Raw genomic sequence first — 17,924 nt, 5'->3', positions numbered from 1 at the left:
TAAAATATCACCTAAAATTTTAAGAATGGAAAACTACTAAAGATGGATATTAGACAAGAATATTTAAACTTTTTTAAAAGCAAAGGTCATGAAGTTGTAGCTTCAAGCCCACTTGTTCCTAACGATGAAACACTACTTTTTACAAACGCTGGAATGGTGCCTTTTAAGGATATTTTCACTGGTAAAGTTCCTCGCCCAACTCCGCCGATTCGCACAAGCTGTCAAACCTGCATAAGAGCTGGTGGAAAACACAACGACCTTGATAATGTAGGATATACCGCAAGACATCACACTTTTTTTGAGATGCTTGGAAATTTTAGCTTTGGAGAGTATTTTAAAAAAGAGGCAATTTCATATGCGTGGGAGTTTGTAACTGAAATTTTAAAACTTCCAAAAGAAAGGCTTTATGTGACAGTTCATGAAAAAGATGATGAAGCTTTTGAAATTTGGGCTAAATATATAGATAAAGAGAGAATCTATAGATTTGGTGATAAAGATAACTTCTGGGCGATGGGCGATACTGGACCGTGCGGGCCATGTAGTGAGATATTTTACGATCAAGGAAGTGAGCATTTTAACAGTGATGAAGACTACATGGGTGGTGATGGGGACCGCTTTTTGGAAATTTGGAATTTAGTTTTCATGCAGTTTGAAAGAGATATAAATGGTAAAATGACTCCACTTCCAAAGCCATCAATCGATACTGGAATGGGATTAGAAAGAGTTGTTGCTATAAAAGAAGGAGTTTTTAGTAACTTTGATAGCTCACTTTTTATGCCACTTATAAAAGAGGTAGAAAAGCTAGTAAATAAGCCTTATGAGTACAAAACAGGAGCAAGTTATAGAGTTATAAGCGATCATATCCGTTCTGTTACTTTTCTTTTAGCACAAGGAGTAAATTTTGATAAAGAAGGGCGCGGTTATGTACTTAGACGAATCTTAAGACGCGCTGTTCGCCACGGATATTTGCTAGGACTTAAAGAGCCATTTATGTATAAATTAGTAGATAAAGTTTGTGAGCTAATGGGTGAACATTATACTTATCTAAATGACAAAAAAGAGTTTGTAAAAGAGCTTATTTTGTTAGAAGAAGAGCGTTTTTATACAACGATAGAGTCTGGAATTGAGCTATTTAATGCTGAGCTTGAAAATACCAAGTCTATTTTTAGTGGTGAAGTAGCATTTAAGCTTTATGATACTTATGGATTTCCGCTTGATTTAACTGCTGATATGCTTAGAGAAAAGGGCTTAAAGGTTGATGAAGCTAAATTTGATGAACTTATGGATGAGCAAAGGGCAAAATCAAAAGCCAACTGGAAAGGAAGTGGCGATACAGCAAAAGCTAGTGGAGATTTTAAAAATTTACTAGAAAAATTTGGTAAAAATGAATTTATAGGTTATGAAAATTTAGAAAGCAGTAGTGAAATTTTAGCCATTTTAGATGAGAATTTTACCCAAATTTCAGAGCTTAAAAACGGACAAACTGGCTGGATAATGCTTGATACTACGCCATTTTACGCAACAAGTGGTGGTCAAAGAGGGGATAGTGGAACTATAAATAACAGTAAAGTTATCACAACTGATAAATTCTATGAGTTAAATTTATCAAAGGTAAAAGCAGATGAAAATTTTAAAGTTGGCGATGTAGTAAAGTGCATCGTAAGTAGCGATAGAGCGATGACTATTAGGCATCACAGTGCTACACACTTGCTTCACGCAGCCCTTAGAAAAGTACTTGGCACTCATGTAACTCAAGCTGGAAGTAGTGTAGAAGCAAATAGACTTCGATTTGATTTTTCTCATCCAAAAGCTATGAGTAGTGATGAAATTTTAGAAGTTGAAAGACTTGTAAATGCTGAAATTTTAAAAGCAGATAGCACAAAAATAGAGATAATGAATATAAATGATGCTAAAAAAAGTGGAGCTATGGCACTTTTTGGCGAAAAATATGCCGATAATGTAAGAGTTTTAAGTTTTGGCGATTTTAGTAAAGAACTTTGTGGTGGAACGCATGTTAAAAATACCGCAGAAATTGGTGTTTTCATGATAGTAAAAGAAAGTGGCGTTAGTGCTGGAGTAAGAAGAGTTGAGGCTATTTGCTCGCTTGAAGTTTTAAAAGAAGCTAGAAATTTACAAAACGAACTATCTGAAATTTATACTACTTTAAAAACAAATTCACCACTTTTAGCTATAGAAAAGCTTAAAAATGAGATAAAAGAGCTAAAAGAAACTCTTAAAAACGCTTCAAATTCTAAAGCTTTAGAAATTAGTGATATAAATGGAGTAAAGGTAGTAGTAAGTAAATTTGATGGTGATATAAAGACTAAAATAGATGAGCTTAAAAACTCACATCAAAAAGTAGTCGCACTTTTAATAAACATAAAAGATGAAAAGATAAATATCGCAGCAGGCGTTAAAGATGCTAACATAAAAGCTGGTGAGTTGGTAAAAGCTGTAGCTGGTATTTTAGGCGGCGGTGGTGGCGGAAGGGATGATTTTGCTACTGCTGGTGGAAAAGATATAACAAAAGTTGATGATGCTATAAATTTTGCTAAAAATTTCATCAAGGAAAAGCTAAGTTGAATATAGATGCTTCTTTTGCAAGAGTAGAGCATATACTGCCATTTTTACATCTAACTAGTTTGATACTGCTTATGTCTGTTCAGCTATCACTAGTTATGGTGACAAATTTTTTTATTAAAAAAACTTATAAAGTAAGTGCTGAATTTTTTAGACAGATAAAAGTTGTATTAGCCTTGCTTTTTGGGTTACTATTTGCTATGGTTATGACTGGATATTTTCTATCTTTGGGTGGTGATTTTAAATTTTCAGACCCTATGGTTGGTGGTATTATAAATACCAAATACGCACTAACTTTTTTGATAACTTGTAATATGATATATGTAGGATATAGATTTTATTTAGCTAAAAAAGCGTATAAGGCTAGCCAAATAGATGAGATGATAGAGCATATTATCATAGCTACTAGGTATTTTGTAATACTTGATGTGATACTGCTTTTTATAGGCGTTTATCTTGGGATAGTAATTAGGAGTTTTGGGTGATAAATTTGGCTTCAAGCTCAGTTACAAGGGCTAGAATTTTAAAAGATTTTGGTATTTCATTTACTCAAATTCCTTTTAAGTACGATGAAAATTTAGGTATAAAAAAAGATCCTTTAACTTACAGTTATAATATTGTAAAAGCTAAAGAGATGCAGTTTTTAAAGAAATTTCCAGATTTGACAAATGTTTTATTTGCCGATAGCGTAGTTGTAGTAAATAACCAAATTTATGGTAAAGCCAAAGATAAAGCTCAAGCTAGAGATATGATTTTAGCTCAAAGTGGAAATTTAGCAAGTGTGGTTAGTTCATTTATATTTATAGGGCAGAATTTAAGGCTTGAAAATACAAGTATTACTACATATAAATTTAAGAAATTTGATACTGATGAAATTGATGCTTATATTAAAAGCAAAGATTGTTATGGTAAGGCTGGAGCGATGATGATAGAAGGATTTAATAAAAAATATATAATTTCACAAGTTGGCAACACTAGCACGGCTATGGGGTTAAATGCTGAAATTTTAAAGGCTTATTTATGTTTATAAGAATGCTATTTAGTTTTATAGTTGTTTGTATTTTTGCAGTTGGTGGAATTTTTATCTATTTTTATACAGAAGTTAAGCATGATATGGACTCTATCATTAACTACCGCCCACAACTTACTACTAAAATTTATGATGTAAATGGTAGGTTGATAGCTAATGTTTTTGATGAGTATAATAGAGTTTATACAAGGTATGAAGATATTCCAGGAAGACTTATAGAGGCTTTAGTGGCGATTGAAGATACGGTCTTTTTTGAACATGATGGTATAAATGTCGAGGCTATTTTAAGGGCTGTTATTAAGGATATTCAAGCAGGTGGTTTTGCACAAGGTGCTTCAACTCTTACCCAACAACTCGTAAAAAACATTATCTTAAGTAGCGAAAAGAAGATAGATAGAAAGATAAAAGAGGTTATTTTAGCTTTAAAACTCGAAAATGAATTAACAAAAGAGGAAATCTTAGAAAGATATCTAAATGAAGTTTATTTTGGTCATGGGTATTATGGCGTTAGGACAGCAGCAAATGGATACTTTAGAAAAGAGCTTAATGAATTAACCTTAAAAGAGATGGCTATACTTGTTGGACTTCCAAAAGCACCAAGTAGCTATGATCCAACAAGACATCTTGATCTATCTTTATCAAGAGCTAATAGAGTTATAGAAAGAATGTATGAGATAGGCTGGATAGGAAGAAGTGAGTATGAGCTAGCCACAGCTGAAGAACCAACTATATATGATGATAGCCTTACACAAAACAAAGCCCCATATGTTGTTGATGAGGTTATAAAAGAGGCAAATCGTTTTTTACCAGATCTAAAAACTGCTGGATATGAGATATATACAAGCGTTGATTTAGATGTTCAAGTCATGGCAAGAGAAGCGCTTATTTGGGGATATAATGAAATTTTAAAAAGAAATAAAGACGCAAATGAGAGCGTTTTAAATGGTGCTATAACAGTAACAAATCCACACAATGGCGATGTTATCGCAGCTGTAGGTGGTGTTGATTACGCTAAAAGTAATTTTAACCGTGCTACACAAACTAACCGTCAAACTGGTTCAAGTTTTAAGCCTTTTGTTTATCAAGCAGCTCTTAATGAGCACTACTCTCCTATGACTGAAATTCCAGATGTTCCTAGAGCTTTTAACGATGGAAGTAATAAAGTCTGGAAGCCTACGAACTACAATAAACACGAATTTTACGGATACATTACGATGAGAGAAGCTCTAACTAAGTCAAGAAATCTTGCAACAGTTAACTTAATGGATGCAATCGGCACAAAAGAGACTATAGATAAATTTCGTGAAGCTGGCTTTAAAAATATGCCTTATGCACTCTCAGTTTCACTTGGAAGCTGGGGGACTTCACCGCTTGAGTATAGTAAGCACTACTCTATGTTTGCTGGGTTTGGCATCTCTTCAACGCCTAAATTTATTAAAAGTGCTAAGAGTTTTTATGGTGATGAGACAGTTTTTATGCCCGAGCAGATTAAGGTTTCACAGCCTGAACAAGCATATCTCATGATAGATATGATGAGAGATGTTGTAAATAAAGGTACAGCTACAAGAGCAAAAGTAAAAGATATAGAAGTAGCTGGTAAAACCGGTACTTCAAATAACAATATAGATGCGTGGTTTTGTGGGTATACACCTGATTTGCTAGTTATAGTATGGTATGGAAATGATGATTATACGCCGATGAGATATGTTGAAGTTGGCGGTAGAAGCTCTGCTCCAGTGTTTGCTAAATTTATGAATAGTTATTTAGAAAGATTTCCTGAAACAACAAGAAGATTTAGCGTTCCAGAAGGAGTTTATTATAGAAAATTTAAGGGTGAAAATCAGCTTTTTACTAAAATTTCACCGCTTCCAGTTACAAAAAATTTAGCACCAAGAGAGTATAACTTAGATGATGGTACAACTGGGGCTGAGTATAGATAAAGTAGCTATTTAATAGCTACTTTTTACTCAAATTTAAAGCTAAGTTTACCATCTTTAAGATCGATCTTAACTACTCCATCATCATTTAGTCTGCCAAAAAGTATCTCTTTTCCTATCTCATCGCTTATCATAGAATTTACAGTTCGCTTTAAATTTCTAGCACCAAATTCAGCCGAGTATCCTTTTTGTATGAAAAGCTCTTTTACTTTTTTGCTAACTTTTATCTTTACGCCACTGAGTCTAGATTCAATTTCGGCTATAGATTTATCTACTATTTTAAGCAAAATTTCATCACTTAAAAGGTTAAAATTTATAACAGCATCAAGTCTATTTCTAAACTCAGGCGAGAAAAATTCCTTAACAGCTGCTTCAAATTTAGCACTCTCATCTTTGGTAAAGCCCATTTTTGGAGCTTCTTTTGTTCCTAAATTTGATGTTAGGATTATGATAGTGCTTTTAAAATCACTGCTTTCTCCGCTAGCATCAGTTAGTTTTGCGTGATCAAAAATTTGTAAGAAAATGTTAATTAAATTCGGATGAGCTTTTTCTATCTCATCAAGAAGTATAACGCTGTAAGGGTGCTTTTTGATATTATTTGTAAGCTTGCCACCACTTTCAAATCCCACATATCCAGGAGGCGAACCGATAAGCTTTGAAACACTATGAGCTTCCATAAACTCACTCATATCAAATCTTTCAAAATTCACACCTAAAATTTCAGCCAAACTCTTAGCTAACTCACTCTTTCCAACACCGCTACTTCCAGTAAATAAAAATACTCCTATTGGCGAAGTAGGGTTTTTAAGCCCAGCATATGAGCGAATTAGAGCATTTGAAAGCGTGCTTATAGCTTCATCTTGACCAAAAATCACACTCTTTAAACGCTTATCAAGAGTTTTTAAAATTTCACTGTTATCGCTATTTTTAACTATATTTTTGATGTTTGCCCAGTGTGATAAAATCATAACTATATCATCTTTTGTTATTTCCTTTTCTTCACCTCTTAAGCTAAAATACGCCCCAGCTTCATCTATTAAATCTATTGCACTATCAGGTAGAAATTTGGAACTTAGATATCTTTTAGCTAATTCCACGCTAGAATTTATAGCTTCAGGGCTAAATTTAACCCCGTGATGATTTTCGTATCTTTCTTGCAAACCTTTTAAAATCTCAACACTATCTTCTATGCTTGGTTCAGGGATATCTACCTTAGCAAATCTCCTAGATAGTGCTTTATCGCTCTCAAATTTCCTGTACTCAGAGTAAGTTGTAGCTCCTATACAAGATATCTCACCACTGCTAAGTGCTGGTTTTAGGATATTTGCCATATCAAGACTGCCACCACTCGTCTCTCCAGCACCGATTATGGTGTGAATTTCATCTATGAAAAGAATTGCGTTTTTATCTTTTATAAGCTCATCTATAACGCCTTTTAGCCGCTCTTCAAAATCACCTCTATATTTTGTGCCAGCTAAAAGTGCTGCGTTATCAAGAGCGTAGATGACTCTATTTTTAAGCTTTTGTGGAACTTCATCGCTTTCTAGTTTTAGTGCTATACCTTCAACTACAGCGGTTTTTCCAACTCCTGCTTCGCCGACTAATAAGGGGTTGTTTTTCTTTCTACGGCACAAGGTTTGCATCGTTTTAGCTATCTCTTGAGTTCTGCCTATTAAAGGGTCAATCTTGCCATCTTTTGCTTTTTGGTTTAAATTTATGGTGTATTTTTCTAAAAAACTATCCTTTTTTTTCTCATCTTTTCTTTTATCTTCGCTAAATTTCTTAAAAGGATTTTCTATAACGACTGTTTTTACATTAAATTCTTTTATGCCGTAGTGATTTAAAATTTTAGCAGAATCGCTCTCTTTATCATCTAAAATTTCTTTTATAAAATCAGTTACGCCATAATCTGTACTTTTTGATTGTGCTTGTTTGAGCATTATCTCTAAAGCGTGACTAAAAACAGGCTCATCATCGCCTTTTGGGTTTTTGCTTACTAAAAAACGCAAGTTGTTGGTTAAATTTTCTAAATTCTCAGGACTTGTTGTCTCTTTGATTATTGTTTTTATCGCTTCATCTTTGCTTATGATGGTATAAAGAAGATGAGTTGTTGTAATATACTCGTGAGAGTTTTTAAGAGCTAAATCAGAAGCTTTTTGTAAGTAATAACTAAAATATGGATTTATCATTTAAACTCCTTTCTTACTCTAATTCTATGCTGCATTTTAGTGGAAAACCAGCAACTTTTGCAGCTTTTAAAACGCTTTGTTGTTTGCTTTTGGCTATCTCTTTTTCATATACTCCACAAATTGCTAAGCCACTTTCATGAATTTTAAGCATTAAAGCTACAGCATCATCAAAATTTTTATTAAAAATAGTTACGATGACATCAACTACAAAATCCATAGTAGTTACATCATCGTTGTGAAGTATCACATTATAAAGCTTTGGCACAAAAGGCTTAGTCTTAGTTAAAGCCTCACTTTGTGGCATTTATCATCCTTGATATATCATCTTCTAAAAGCTTAGTTTTAAGAGCACCTACATAGTATTTTCTAGGCGATGCTGAGATGTTTTCGTTGTTTGTAACTAGCTCTGTAACGCCGTCTTTATTGTATACAACTTTAAATGGTATGGTTAAAGCTCTTTGGTAGTTTATATCAGTTAAAATTTGGCTTACGAGTTTATCGTTTGGATTGACATCGCCATTAGCTATAAAATAATAAGCATTATATGGCTTCATGAAGTTGTTTAATATATGCTCATTATCAACATCTTCAAAGTGGATAAGTCCAATCATGAAAAAATCATCAGAGTTATTTAGTTGAAAATCCATAAGATGCGGTGCTTCACTTTTGCAAGGATCGCAAAATGTAGCAAATATATCTATCATAAGAATTTTATCACTACCTTTTAGTTTAAAACCTTTATCTGTTCTAATGATAGTTGCATCACTTCCAGTAACGCTTTTTAGAGTTATCTCATCGCCTATCTTAAAGTACTCTTTGTTTGCACCAGCTACGCTGTCAGCACTTTGTTTTTCTTCATTTCCACAACCTACTAAAAATAGCGTTAAAAACGCTGCTAAAATCACTTTTTTCATAATATTTCCTTTGTTTAAATTCTACCTTTATTAAAATTTGCAATTGCTGCTTTTGCCTCTTTTTGAGCTGTTTTTTGTTTTAAAGTCTCTCTTTTATCGTGAAGAGTTTTACCTTTTGCAAGGGCAATTTGTGCTTTAATTATATTTTTATTATTTAAATAAAGCCCCAACGCTACTATTGTAAGTCCATCTTTTGAAACCTTACCAAAAAGCCTATCTATCTCACGGCGATGCATTAAAAGCTTTCTAGGGGCTTTTTCATCAGGCTTATAGTATGGATTTGTAGTTTCAAGATAGCTAATGTGAGCTCCAAGCAAGAAAAGCTCACCTTTTATAACTCTAACAAAGCTATCTTTTAGATTTCCACGACCCATTCTAAGGGCTTTTACTTCACTTCCTTTTAGTACAACTCCAGCTTCAAATTTCTCTAAAATTTCATAGTCGTGATATGTTTTTTTGTTTTTAACTAAACTTTTCAAATTTTTCTCCTAAAATAGCTACTTCCGCTACCACTTAAAAACTCATCATCTCTTAGTTTAAAGCTAGGATTTAGCTTTAAAAACGGATAAAGAAGGTCATTAAGTTCTAAATTTTTATATCTTTGTAAAATCTCTGTTGAGCTTAAATTCAGTAAATCTTTAGCGAAATTTTGATCAATTTTATCCATAAAATTTTCTCTAAATTCTTTATAAATTTGAGTTGTATCGCTGTGTAAATTTAGGGTGAAAATCTCTAAATCTGGCACATCGTCACTAAATTCTTTTACTATTTGACCAATTCCGCTAACATTTGCACTTTTAAATCCGCTTACAAAAAAGCTAACATCAGAGCCGATTTTAGGTGCAATTTGCATTAAATTTTCATTAGAAAGTCCTAAATTTAGCTCTTTATTTATAAAAGTTAAAAAAGTAGCCGCATTTGAACTTCCACCACCTAAACCACCGCCCATTGGGATGTTTTTGGTTATTTTTATATCGTGAGTTTTAAAAAAATCATCTATTTTTGACTTAAATCCACACTCGCTTAAAATCTCTTTTGCTTTTGAAATGATGTTTTTTCCAGGAATTTTTACATTTGATAAAATTTTACCATTCCCACTTACAAATTCAATCTCATCGTATAAATTTTCTAGTAAAACAAAGCGAGATAGTATCTTATGATAGCTACCTTTTGTGCCTATAATTTTTAAAAAAATATTAATTTTTGCATAACTTTTCAAATTTCTATCCTATTCCAAAGGTAGTTTATTTTGCTGTTTTTTATCTCAATTATAGCGTGCATTTCTCCTAAATTTAAGATATATTCGCCATTATCTTGAAATTTAAATTTGTTAATGTCAAGTTTTGTTCCAAGCAAAATATCCTCTTTTCTGCCATTATAAAAATTTTCCTTTAAATTTAGAAAATTTAGTGGATTTAAAGCCTTTTCGTTTTCAAATTTAAACGCCCCTTCGCTTAATCTTTTTAGAGAGCTAAGCGTTGCTGGAACTTTTAGCTTTTGGCTAAAAAGTTCTGCATAAGAGCGGATATAAGCCCCTTCGCTTACACTTAGGCGTAAAGATAAAAAAGGGTGGCAGTAGTTTAAAATTTCACAACTATAAACACTCATTTTACACTTTTTAAGTTCAAAGTTAGCCCCACTTCTAGCTAAGTTATAAGCTCTTTTTCCATCTATTTTTTTAGCACTAAATTTAGGTGGAGTAAACTCTAACTCGCCTTTTAAATTTTTAATTGTTGCTTTTATCAAACTCATATCAAAGGGTAAAATATCTTTAACTTCTGTTATGTTTTCGTTGTCTCCACTTTGGCTAGTTGCACCTATCCAAATAGTTGCTTCGTAAATTTTGGGAGTTTTATCTAAAAATCTAAAAAATTTCGTATAACTTCCAAAAGCCACTATCAAACACCCACTAGCAAATGGATCAAGCGTGCCTGAAAAACCAGCTTTTTTAACGCCGTATTTTCTTTTAAGCTTTGATAAAAAGTGGTTTGAACTTATATTTGATGGTTTGTTTGCCACAAAAAGGCGGTTTTTATTAGTATCAAACTCTTTAAATTTATCTGAAATATTTAAACTTTGACTCATTAAACAACCTTTTCAACAAAACTTGAAAGAATGTTTCTTGTAATTCCACCAAAATTTATAGCTAAATTTGAGTCATTTGTAAGCTTTTTAACGCTTATAACTCGCCCCATTCCAAAGAGTTTGTGCTTTACAAGATCGCCTTTTTTAAAATCAGTGCTTTTTTCAAATACCAAAGCACTCTCAATAAGTCCAGCTTCGCTTAAAAACCTGCTTTTTTCAAGCCTTTCTCTTTTACCACGATAAAATCTTGAGTTTGCTCTACTTAAAACTAGAGTTTTTTTAGCTCTAGTTATAGCTACATAAGCAAGGCGGCGCTCTTCTTCAATGTCTGTGTGATCGCCAATAAGCGGGAAAAAGCCCTCTTCAAGTCCGATAACAAAAAGATGTTCAAACTCAAGTCCTTTGCTAGCATGAACACTCATTATTGATATAGCTTCGTTTGATACTTGATCTTGATCGCTTTGAAGGCTTAGTTCGTTTAGAAATTCTTCTAAGTCAAAATTTGGATTATTAGTTAGTTCATCTTTAAGTAAAGCCGTAAACTCATCTATGTTTGCAACTCTATCATCGCCATCAGGAAGGCTTTTGTAGTACTCTTTAAGACCTATATGCTTTTCAAGTTCATCAAGCATATCGTAATCATTTTCAACGCTAGATAGATAAGATATGCTATTTGCTAGCTGGCTAAGTTCTTTTATGCTTTTTTTACTAACGCTAGAGTTTTCTAAATTTGAAAGTGTATCAAAAATAGACATTTTATTTTCAAAAGCTATTTTTTCTATATTTGCTAAGCCAACCTTTCCAAGACCTCTTTTTGGGCGGTTGATAATGCGTCGAAGTGAAAAATCATCATTGTGATTTAAGATAAGTCTTATGTAGCTTATTGCATCTTTTATCTCAGCTCTTTCATAGAATTTGATCCCACCTACCATTTTGTATGGAATTTTTGCTCTTGCTAAACCATCTTCTAATGCACGAGAAAGAGCATTTACTCTATACAAAACGGCTATATTTTTTGGATCTATTCCAGAATTTACAAGAGTTACTATTTGTTTTGAAATTCTATTTGCCTCGAAATTTTCATCATCGCTTTCATATAGCTCAATTTCGCTTCCTTTGTCTTTTGTGCTGACTAGTTTTTTACCAAGGCGGTTTGTGTTGCAATCAATCAAATTATTTGCCGCAGCTAAGATATTTGAAGTGGAGCGGTAGTTGTTTTCTAGTTTTATGATTTTTACATTTTCAAACTGATCTTTAAAATTTAAGATATTTTCTATCCTCGCACCTCTCCAGCCATAAATACTTTGATCATCATCGCCCACAACGCATAAATTTGAGTGAGAAGAGCAGAGTTTTTTAAGAAGTTTTATCTGGATATCATTTGTGTCTTGATACTCATCGACCATTATAAACTGATATCGTCTTGAAATTTCATCGCAGAGTTTTTTATTAGCTTCTAAAATTTTGTATGGTAAAACTAGCAAATCATCAAAATCTACTAGATTATCTCTTTTTAAAGTTTCTTCGTAAAGTTTATAAATTTCAGCTACTTTTTGGTAAAAACCTGACATTGTACTTTCAGAGCCTATGTCAGATCCAATTAATTTTGAGTTTTCTATAGCTTCTTCAACGCTTACTAAAGAGTTTTTCATCTTTGAGATTTCATTTGCAAGCACGCTTGTTGTAAGTGAACTTTCAAAGCTTTTTATAATTTTCTTTTTATCATCAGTGTCTATTATAAGAAAGTTATTTTTTCTTCCAAGTTCGCTTATATAAAATTTTAAAAACAGCAGTCCAAATTTATGAAATGTGCAAAGTAGGGGGTTTGAGTCTAGTTTTAAGCCATCAAGGAGCTTTAAAGCTCTGCTCCTCATCTCATTTGCAGCTTTATTAGTAAATGTTAAAGTTAGGGTAGAATGAGGTGGAATGCCGTTTTGGATGAGATAGGCAAGGCGAGTAGTAATGGTTTTTGTCTTGCCACTTCCAGCTCCTGCTAGTATCAGCATGGGTCCATCTATATGTGTTGCTGCAATTTTTTGTTCGTCATTTAAGCCTTTTAAAATATCTCTCATTTATCTCTTCATTTATCTCTTTCTGTAAAATTTAATATAATATTTTACTCTATTTTCCTTATAAAATGGTTATGAGCTAAAAGTAAAAATTTTTTTAAACTTATTTTAAAAAATTTACAATATAATTTCAAAATATTTTATACCAAAAGGATATAGATGTTTGCGGATTTTAATATAGTAAAGACCTTCCTTACAGTTGTAAAAACTAAGAGTTTTTCAAAAACATCTAAAGCTCTTAAAATTTCTCAGCCAGCTGTAACTATTCAGATGAAAAAATTAGAACTTGATGTCGGTGTGACGCTTCTACTTAGAAAGAAAAATGGAATTTTACTTACAAAAGAGGGTGAGAAATTTAAAGAGCTTTGTGAAAAAATGAAAAAAGATATTTACGCTTTTAATGAGGAGATTTTAAATTTAAAAGATACTCGCTCTAAGATTACAATAGCAACTACAGCTGAGTTACAAGAGGCTTTGCTACCTTTATATCTTGATGATATAACAAAAACTCTTAATAAAAAAATAGATATAAAAATTCAAGATGATAGTAAACTTTCACAATATATAGAAGATGGTAAATGCGATATAGCTTTAGGTTCAAAGGTTGCTTTTGATAACAGCATTTTATCGAAAGAGTGTTTTAAATATAATTTTATTCTTATTTCAAATAAAAAAAGAGATTTGACACTGAAGGCTGATGAGATATCTTCTTTGTCATTTATAAAAGACAAAACGAAATCGTTTGATTTCATCTTTGAAAGACTTCCTATAAAAGACGAAGAGTTAAAATCTGCTTTTACAGTAAGTGGTGCTATGGCGGTTTTAAATACGATGTATCATAGCAAAAACGAGTATTATGCTTTTATGCCTGAGTATTCAGTAGAAAAAAGCATAAATGCCGGTATGGTTTACAAAGTGGGCATTGAGGGCATAAATTTAGAAAAAACTATTTATGCTGGTGTCTTAAAAGAAAATGAAGTATTGTTAAATAAATTTTTAAAAATAGTGTAAAAAATAGTTCGTTTATCTAAGATAAAGAAAATATTTTTTTACTTTTTTCTCTTTTTGAGTCTTCGCTTTCATAAATTGCTAAATTTATAAAAATGGGCTTATCATCTACAATTATTTGAACTACTCCAAGATATGGTATAGTTACAGTTGATGCAAAGTCCTCTTCCCCAAATCCAGCTTCAAATTTAAGCCCTTCATCGCTAAGTGTTGCACTATCAAGAGTGTAGTTGGCAAGCTCAAAAAGTATTACTGGAAGTTTGCTTAAGTTGCTTTTTATATTTTCAGGAAGTGGTGGGTTGAAACTTACAGATTTTAAATTTGCAACTATCTTAAAATCACTTGTTAAAACAAACTCTAGCATCTCTTTTGAGTGCTTTTGCATTAGCTTTTTAAACTCACTATCAACTATAATCTTTTCAAACATCTATAACCTTTCAAACTCATCTACTAGTTTTTTAACTTCATTAAGCCCAATTTGCCAAAATTCCTTACTTTCTATATCAAGACCAAATTTTAAAACCATATCTTTAGGGTTTTTGCTACCACCAAGGCTTAAAAATTCTGTGTAAATTTCAGAAAAATTTGCTAACTTACCACTTTTATAAAGTGCAAAAAGCGATAATACAAGAAGTTGTGCGTAAGAGTAGGCGTAGCAGTAAAATGGTGTGTGTATAAAGTGTGGTATATAACTCCACCAGATTTTATAGTAATCATTTAACTCTAAGCTATCTTTAAACATCTTAACGCTATGTTTCATCCAAATCTCATTTATATCATCTGTGCTTAATTCACCATCTTTACTGTGAATTTCTCTTTCAAAAGTAGTGAAATTTATCTGCCTAAAAAGTGTGGCAAAGATATCTTCAATCTTACTTCCAAGCAAGGCTTGCTTTTCTTTTGGGTCTTTTATCTTTTCAACTACGCTTTGAAAAACCAGCATCTCACAAAACACAGAAGCTGTCTCAGCTGTAGTTAGTGGTGTATCTGAGTTAAGATAACCTACCTTATAGGCTAAGTGTTGATGGATAGCGTGACCTAATTCGTGAGCTAAGGTAAAAAGATCGCGCCTTGTTTTTGTAAAATTTAAAAGTACAAATGGATGAACGCTGCTTATGGCTGAGTGTGAAAAAGCCCCACCAGTTTTGTTTTGGCTAGGATATACATCTATCCAGTTTTCATCAAATGCTTTTTTTGCAAGTTCGCCAAATTTAGGACTAAACTCACTAAAAGATTTTAAAACTATCTCTTTGCTCTCTTCATATGAAATTTCACCTTCATCACTGCTAAATGGAGCATATCTATCATAATCATAAAGTTTTTCAAATCCTAAAATTTCACGTTTTTTAGAATAATACCTATGTGAAATATCAAAATTTGCTTCACACGCGCCAATAAGAGCATCAACGCTAGCTTTTGAAATTTGGTTATTTTCATGCATATAGCTCTCTTTATGTTCGTATCCTCTTAATTTTGTCTCAATATCAAGGTCAGTTCTAACCATATTTAGTATATAAGTTAGTAGATGAAGGTTTTCATTTAAGGTCTTACTAAGGCTAATGGCAGCGTCTTTTCTTACGCTTCTATCAGGATGACTTAGCTTACTTAAAATTTCTTCTTCTTTTAATGATTCGCCTCGAAATTCAAACCTTAAATTTGCCATCGTCTCATCAAAAAGTCTAGCAAAAGCACTAACCCCAACTGGGCTAGTTTTTAGTAAAATCTCTTCTTCTTTTAGGCTAAGTTGATGTTTTGCGCTTTTTTTAACAAGGTTTAAATAGTATGAGTATTTGTCGCTACCATCTATAAATTTGTTTGAAATTTCATCATCAAGTTTGTTAAATTCGATGTTAAAAAATAGCAAATTTTCGCCTATTTCATTGCAAATTTGGCGTGATTTTGCAAGGTTAGCGCCTTTTGATGTATCTTTAGCAAAATTTAGATAAGCAAAAGTTGCTATTTTTGCGCAATCTTGCGATATTTTTTCATACTCATCTAACGCTTTTAAAAATTCTTCCACGCTTAAATTTGCTAAATTTCCAGCAAATTTCCTCTTAAAATCAACCCCATCTTTTTTAACTCTGTCTACAAAACTATCAAATTCTTTAGCATCTTTAAAAAATTCTTTTAAATTCCATTCCATTTTATTCCTTTGAATGTAATTTTAGTAAAAAAAAGTAAATTTATCTAAATTTACGATAATAACTCTCATCAGCAAATTCTAGCATCTCTTTATCGCCCCTGCTATCGCCATAAGCTATGATTTTATCAAATTTATTTAAGTCGTATTTGCTTTTGATGCGAGTAACTTTTTCATTACCATAGCAGTTTTTGCCATCAATTTCACCAGTTATTATGCCGTTGGTTTTTTTAATATTTGTAGCTATTAAATCAAGTCCTTTCTCATCACACCATGGTTTTAGCCAGTCAGTTAGGCTTGCTGAGACTATACAAACTATGTCACCATTAGCTTTATGCTCATAAATTTTAGACATGGCTGAGTCAAGCAGTATTCCATCTATGTGTGTTTTTGAGTATTTATAGCAAATTTTATCAAATTCTTTTTGACTCATGCCACCAAAAAAGTGTATCATAAGCCTTTGTCTTGTGAAGTTATTGCTTATTATTCCAAGCTGGTAAAGTATTAAGATAGGAGATAGGAGAAAAACTCCTTTAAAAAATTTCTTAAAGCCCACTACGTAAGCTATAAAGCCTAGTAGTGAGTCATCTTTAGTTATGGTTCCATCAAAGTCAAAGCAGACTAGATTCATTTTGTTGCTTCATGAGCAGCTGCTGTGAAAAGCACATCAGATGAGCTGTTTATAGCTGTTTCAACTGAGTCTTGTATAACACCAACTATAAATCCAACTCCAATAACTTGCATAGCTATATCATTTGAAATTCCAAAAAGTGATGTTGCTAAAGGTATAAGCATAAGTGATCCACCCGCTATTCCACCTGCACCGCATGCACCAAGAGCTGAGAAAAAGCATAAAAGCAGAGCTGAACCAAAGCTAACTTCAATACCTAAAGTTTGTGCTGCTGAAAGAGCTAAAATAGCAATAACAACTGCTGCACCAGTCATATTTATAGTCGCACCTAGTGGAATAGTAATAGAGTATAAACCATCACTAATACCAAGTTTTTTACAAAGATTAAGGTTAACTGGAATGTTTGCAGCTGAACTTCTTGTAAAAAACGCATAAATTCCACTCTCTTTTAGAGTTGTAAAAAGTAGTGGATATGGATTTTTCTTTGTTACAATTCCAACTATAATAGGATTTGTTACAAGAGCAACAAACGCCATCGCTCCAACTAAAACTAGTATAAGTCTTAAGTAAGATAAAAGTGCATCAACTCCAGCTGTTGCAACACTTGCTGCAACTAAGCCCATGATACCAAATGGTGCAAACTGAATAACTACTTGAACTATTTTTGTAATAGCATCAGATAGATCATTAAAAATATCTTTTGTTCCTTGTTTTGAGATTTTTAAAGCTAGACCAATAGCTACCGCCCAAGCTAAAATTCCCATATAATTTCCCTTAGCAATAGCATCAAAAGGGTTTGATAAAATGTTAAATAAAAGAGTTTTTATAACATCAGATAGTCCAGCTGGAGTTGAATTTGTAGCTGCCTCAACGCCTGATAAGATAAGGGTTGTTGGAAAGATAAAACTAGCTAAAACACCAATAGTTGAAGCAATAAGTGTAGCAACTATGTATAAAACAATTACAAGTTTTAGCCCTTTTGCATCTCCTATATCTTTAACGATAAAAGAAGTGGTGATTAAAATAAATACAAGTATCGGAGCTACTGCTTTAAGAGCAGCAACAAAAAGATCACCAAATATCATAATGAAGCTAGAAAATCCTGCAATAAATCCAGAATCTGGGAATTTAATAACTAAAAACCCAATAATTGCACCAATAACAACACCCGTAAAGATACGAGCAACTAAATTTACCTCTTTGTAGCTTTTTGCAACACTTCCAATAAGAGACATACAATATCCTTTGTTATAAAATTATTGTGGTATTATACAGTTGTTATTATTAAATTTAGTAAAAATTTGATAATTTTATAAACTTTATATAAATACTATAACTATT

At 32.4% G+C, this 17,924-nt stretch carries 16 protein-coding genes; 5 read left to right on the top strand and 11 right to left on the bottom strand.

The annotated features are described in order from the left end of the window. The first annotated feature begins 42 nt into the window (after nucleotides 1–42). Genes alaS through CCORG_RS05870 form a run of 4 tightly spaced genes read left to right on the top strand, consistent with a single transcriptional unit; the run spans nucleotide 43 to nucleotide 5,550 of the window. The gene (gene alaS / locus CCORG_RS05885; RefSeq protein WP_025803807.1) at nucleotides 43–2,583 is read left to right on the top strand and encodes an alanine--tRNA ligase; all 2,541 of its coding nucleotides are present in this window, start codon (nucleotides 43–45) and stop codon (nucleotides 2,581–2,583) included. Then, entirely contained in the window at nucleotides 2,580–3,065 is a 486-nt protein-coding gene (locus tag CCORG_RS05880; RefSeq protein ID WP_025803806.1) for a hypothetical protein, read from the top strand. The genes alaS and CCORG_RS05880 overlap by 4 nt, the downstream gene beginning before the upstream one ends. Further along, entirely contained in the window at nucleotides 3,062–3,610 is a 549-nt protein-coding gene (gene maf / locus CCORG_RS05875) for a septum formation inhibitor Maf (protein WP_025803805.1), read from the top strand. The genes CCORG_RS05880 and maf overlap by 4 nt, the downstream gene beginning before the upstream one ends. After that, nucleotides 3,601–5,550 (top strand): transglycosylase domain-containing protein, encoded by a 1,950-nt coding sequence (locus CCORG_RS05870; protein ID WP_152534272.1) that lies wholly within the window; start codon nucleotides 3,601–3,603, stop codon nucleotides 5,548–5,550. Before maf ends, CCORG_RS05870 begins: the two co-directional genes overlap by 10 nt. A 23-nt stretch (nucleotides 5,551–5,573) precedes the next feature. Here the strand turns inward: CCORG_RS05870 and CCORG_RS05865 are convergent, their stop codons facing one another. Genes CCORG_RS05865 through CCORG_RS05835 form a run of 7 tightly spaced genes read right to left on the bottom strand, consistent with a single transcriptional unit; the run spans nucleotide 5,574 to nucleotide 12,807 of the window. Continuing rightward, entirely contained in the window at nucleotides 5,574–7,736 is a 2,163-nt protein-coding gene (locus tag CCORG_RS05865; protein WP_034971812.1) for an AAA family ATPase, read from the bottom strand. Between the two features lie 13 nt (nucleotides 7,737–7,749). Further along, nucleotides 7,750–8,040 (bottom strand): ATP-dependent Clp protease adaptor ClpS, encoded by a 291-nt coding sequence (locus CCORG_RS05860; RefSeq protein ID WP_025803803.1) that lies wholly within the window; start codon nucleotides 8,038–8,040, stop codon nucleotides 7,750–7,752. After that, nucleotides 8,027–8,650, bottom strand: coding sequence for a thioredoxin domain-containing protein (locus CCORG_RS05855; protein ID WP_025803802.1), 624 nt, complete (start codon nucleotides 8,648–8,650; stop codon nucleotides 8,027–8,029). The genes CCORG_RS05860 and CCORG_RS05855 overlap by 14 nt, the downstream gene beginning before the upstream one ends. A gap of 14 nt (nucleotides 8,651–8,664) precedes the next feature. Further along, nucleotides 8,665–9,129 carry an SsrA-binding protein SmpB gene (gene smpB / locus CCORG_RS05850; RefSeq protein WP_025803801.1) on the bottom strand — a complete coding sequence of 155 codons (465 nt, stop codon included), beginning with the start codon at nucleotides 9,127–9,129 and terminating at the stop codon, nucleotides 8,665–8,667. Then, on the bottom strand, nucleotides 9,126–9,869 hold the full coding sequence (locus tag CCORG_RS05845; RefSeq protein ID WP_025803800.1) for a 4-(cytidine 5'-diphospho)-2-C-methyl-D-erythritol kinase: 744 nt from the start codon (nucleotides 9,867–9,869) through the stop codon (nucleotides 9,126–9,128). The genes smpB and CCORG_RS05845 overlap by 4 nt, the downstream gene beginning before the upstream one ends. Next, a complete protein-coding gene (gene truB / locus CCORG_RS05840; protein WP_025803799.1) occupies nucleotides 9,866–10,735 on the bottom strand; it encodes a tRNA pseudouridine(55) synthase TruB in 870 nt (289 codons plus the stop codon). Before truB ends, CCORG_RS05845 begins: the two co-directional genes overlap by 4 nt. Continuing rightward, entirely contained in the window at nucleotides 10,735–12,807 is a 2,073-nt protein-coding gene (locus tag CCORG_RS05835) for an ATP-dependent helicase (protein ID WP_025803798.1), read from the bottom strand. The genes truB and CCORG_RS05835 overlap by 1 nt, the downstream gene beginning before the upstream one ends. A gap of 156 nt (nucleotides 12,808–12,963) precedes the next feature. Here CCORG_RS05835 and CCORG_RS05830 point away from each other — a divergent pair, with 156 nt between their 5' ends. Then, nucleotides 12,964–13,815, top strand: coding sequence for a LysR family transcriptional regulator (locus CCORG_RS05830; protein WP_025803797.1), 852 nt, complete (start codon nucleotides 12,964–12,966; stop codon nucleotides 13,813–13,815). 16 nt (nucleotides 13,816–13,831) lie between these two features. Here the strand turns inward: CCORG_RS05830 and CCORG_RS05825 are convergent, their stop codons facing one another. From CCORG_RS05825 to sstT, 4 genes are read right to left on the bottom strand one after another with little or no spacing between them, the layout of a single operon-like run. Further along, a complete protein-coding gene (locus CCORG_RS05825; RefSeq protein WP_025803796.1) occupies nucleotides 13,832–14,239 on the bottom strand; it encodes a hypothetical protein in 408 nt (135 codons plus the stop codon). Continuing rightward, on the bottom strand, nucleotides 14,240–15,955 hold the full coding sequence (locus CCORG_RS05820; protein ID WP_025803795.1) for a M3 family oligoendopeptidase: 1,716 nt from the start codon (nucleotides 15,953–15,955) through the stop codon (nucleotides 14,240–14,242). A 40-nt stretch (nucleotides 15,956–15,995) separates the two neighbouring features. Beyond that, on the bottom strand, nucleotides 15,996–16,583 hold the full coding sequence (locus CCORG_RS05815; RefSeq protein WP_025803794.1) for an HAD-IB family hydrolase: 588 nt from the start codon (nucleotides 16,581–16,583) through the stop codon (nucleotides 15,996–15,998). Next, the gene (sstT, locus tag CCORG_RS05810; protein WP_025803793.1) at nucleotides 16,580–17,818 is read right to left on the bottom strand and encodes a serine/threonine transporter SstT; all 1,239 of its coding nucleotides are present in this window, start codon (nucleotides 17,816–17,818) and stop codon (nucleotides 16,580–16,582) included. Before sstT ends, CCORG_RS05815 begins: the two co-directional genes overlap by 4 nt. Nucleotides 17,819–17,924: the final 106 nt, after the last annotated feature.

This window comes from Campylobacter corcagiensis (assembly GCF_013201645.1).
In the GTDB taxonomy this organism is placed as follows: Bacteria; Campylobacterota; Campylobacteria; order Campylobacterales; family Campylobacteraceae; genus Campylobacter_B; species Campylobacter_B corcagiensis.
The sequence above is the reverse complement of the archived record's forward strand: the minus strand, read 5'-3'. Positions and strand labels throughout refer to the sequence as shown.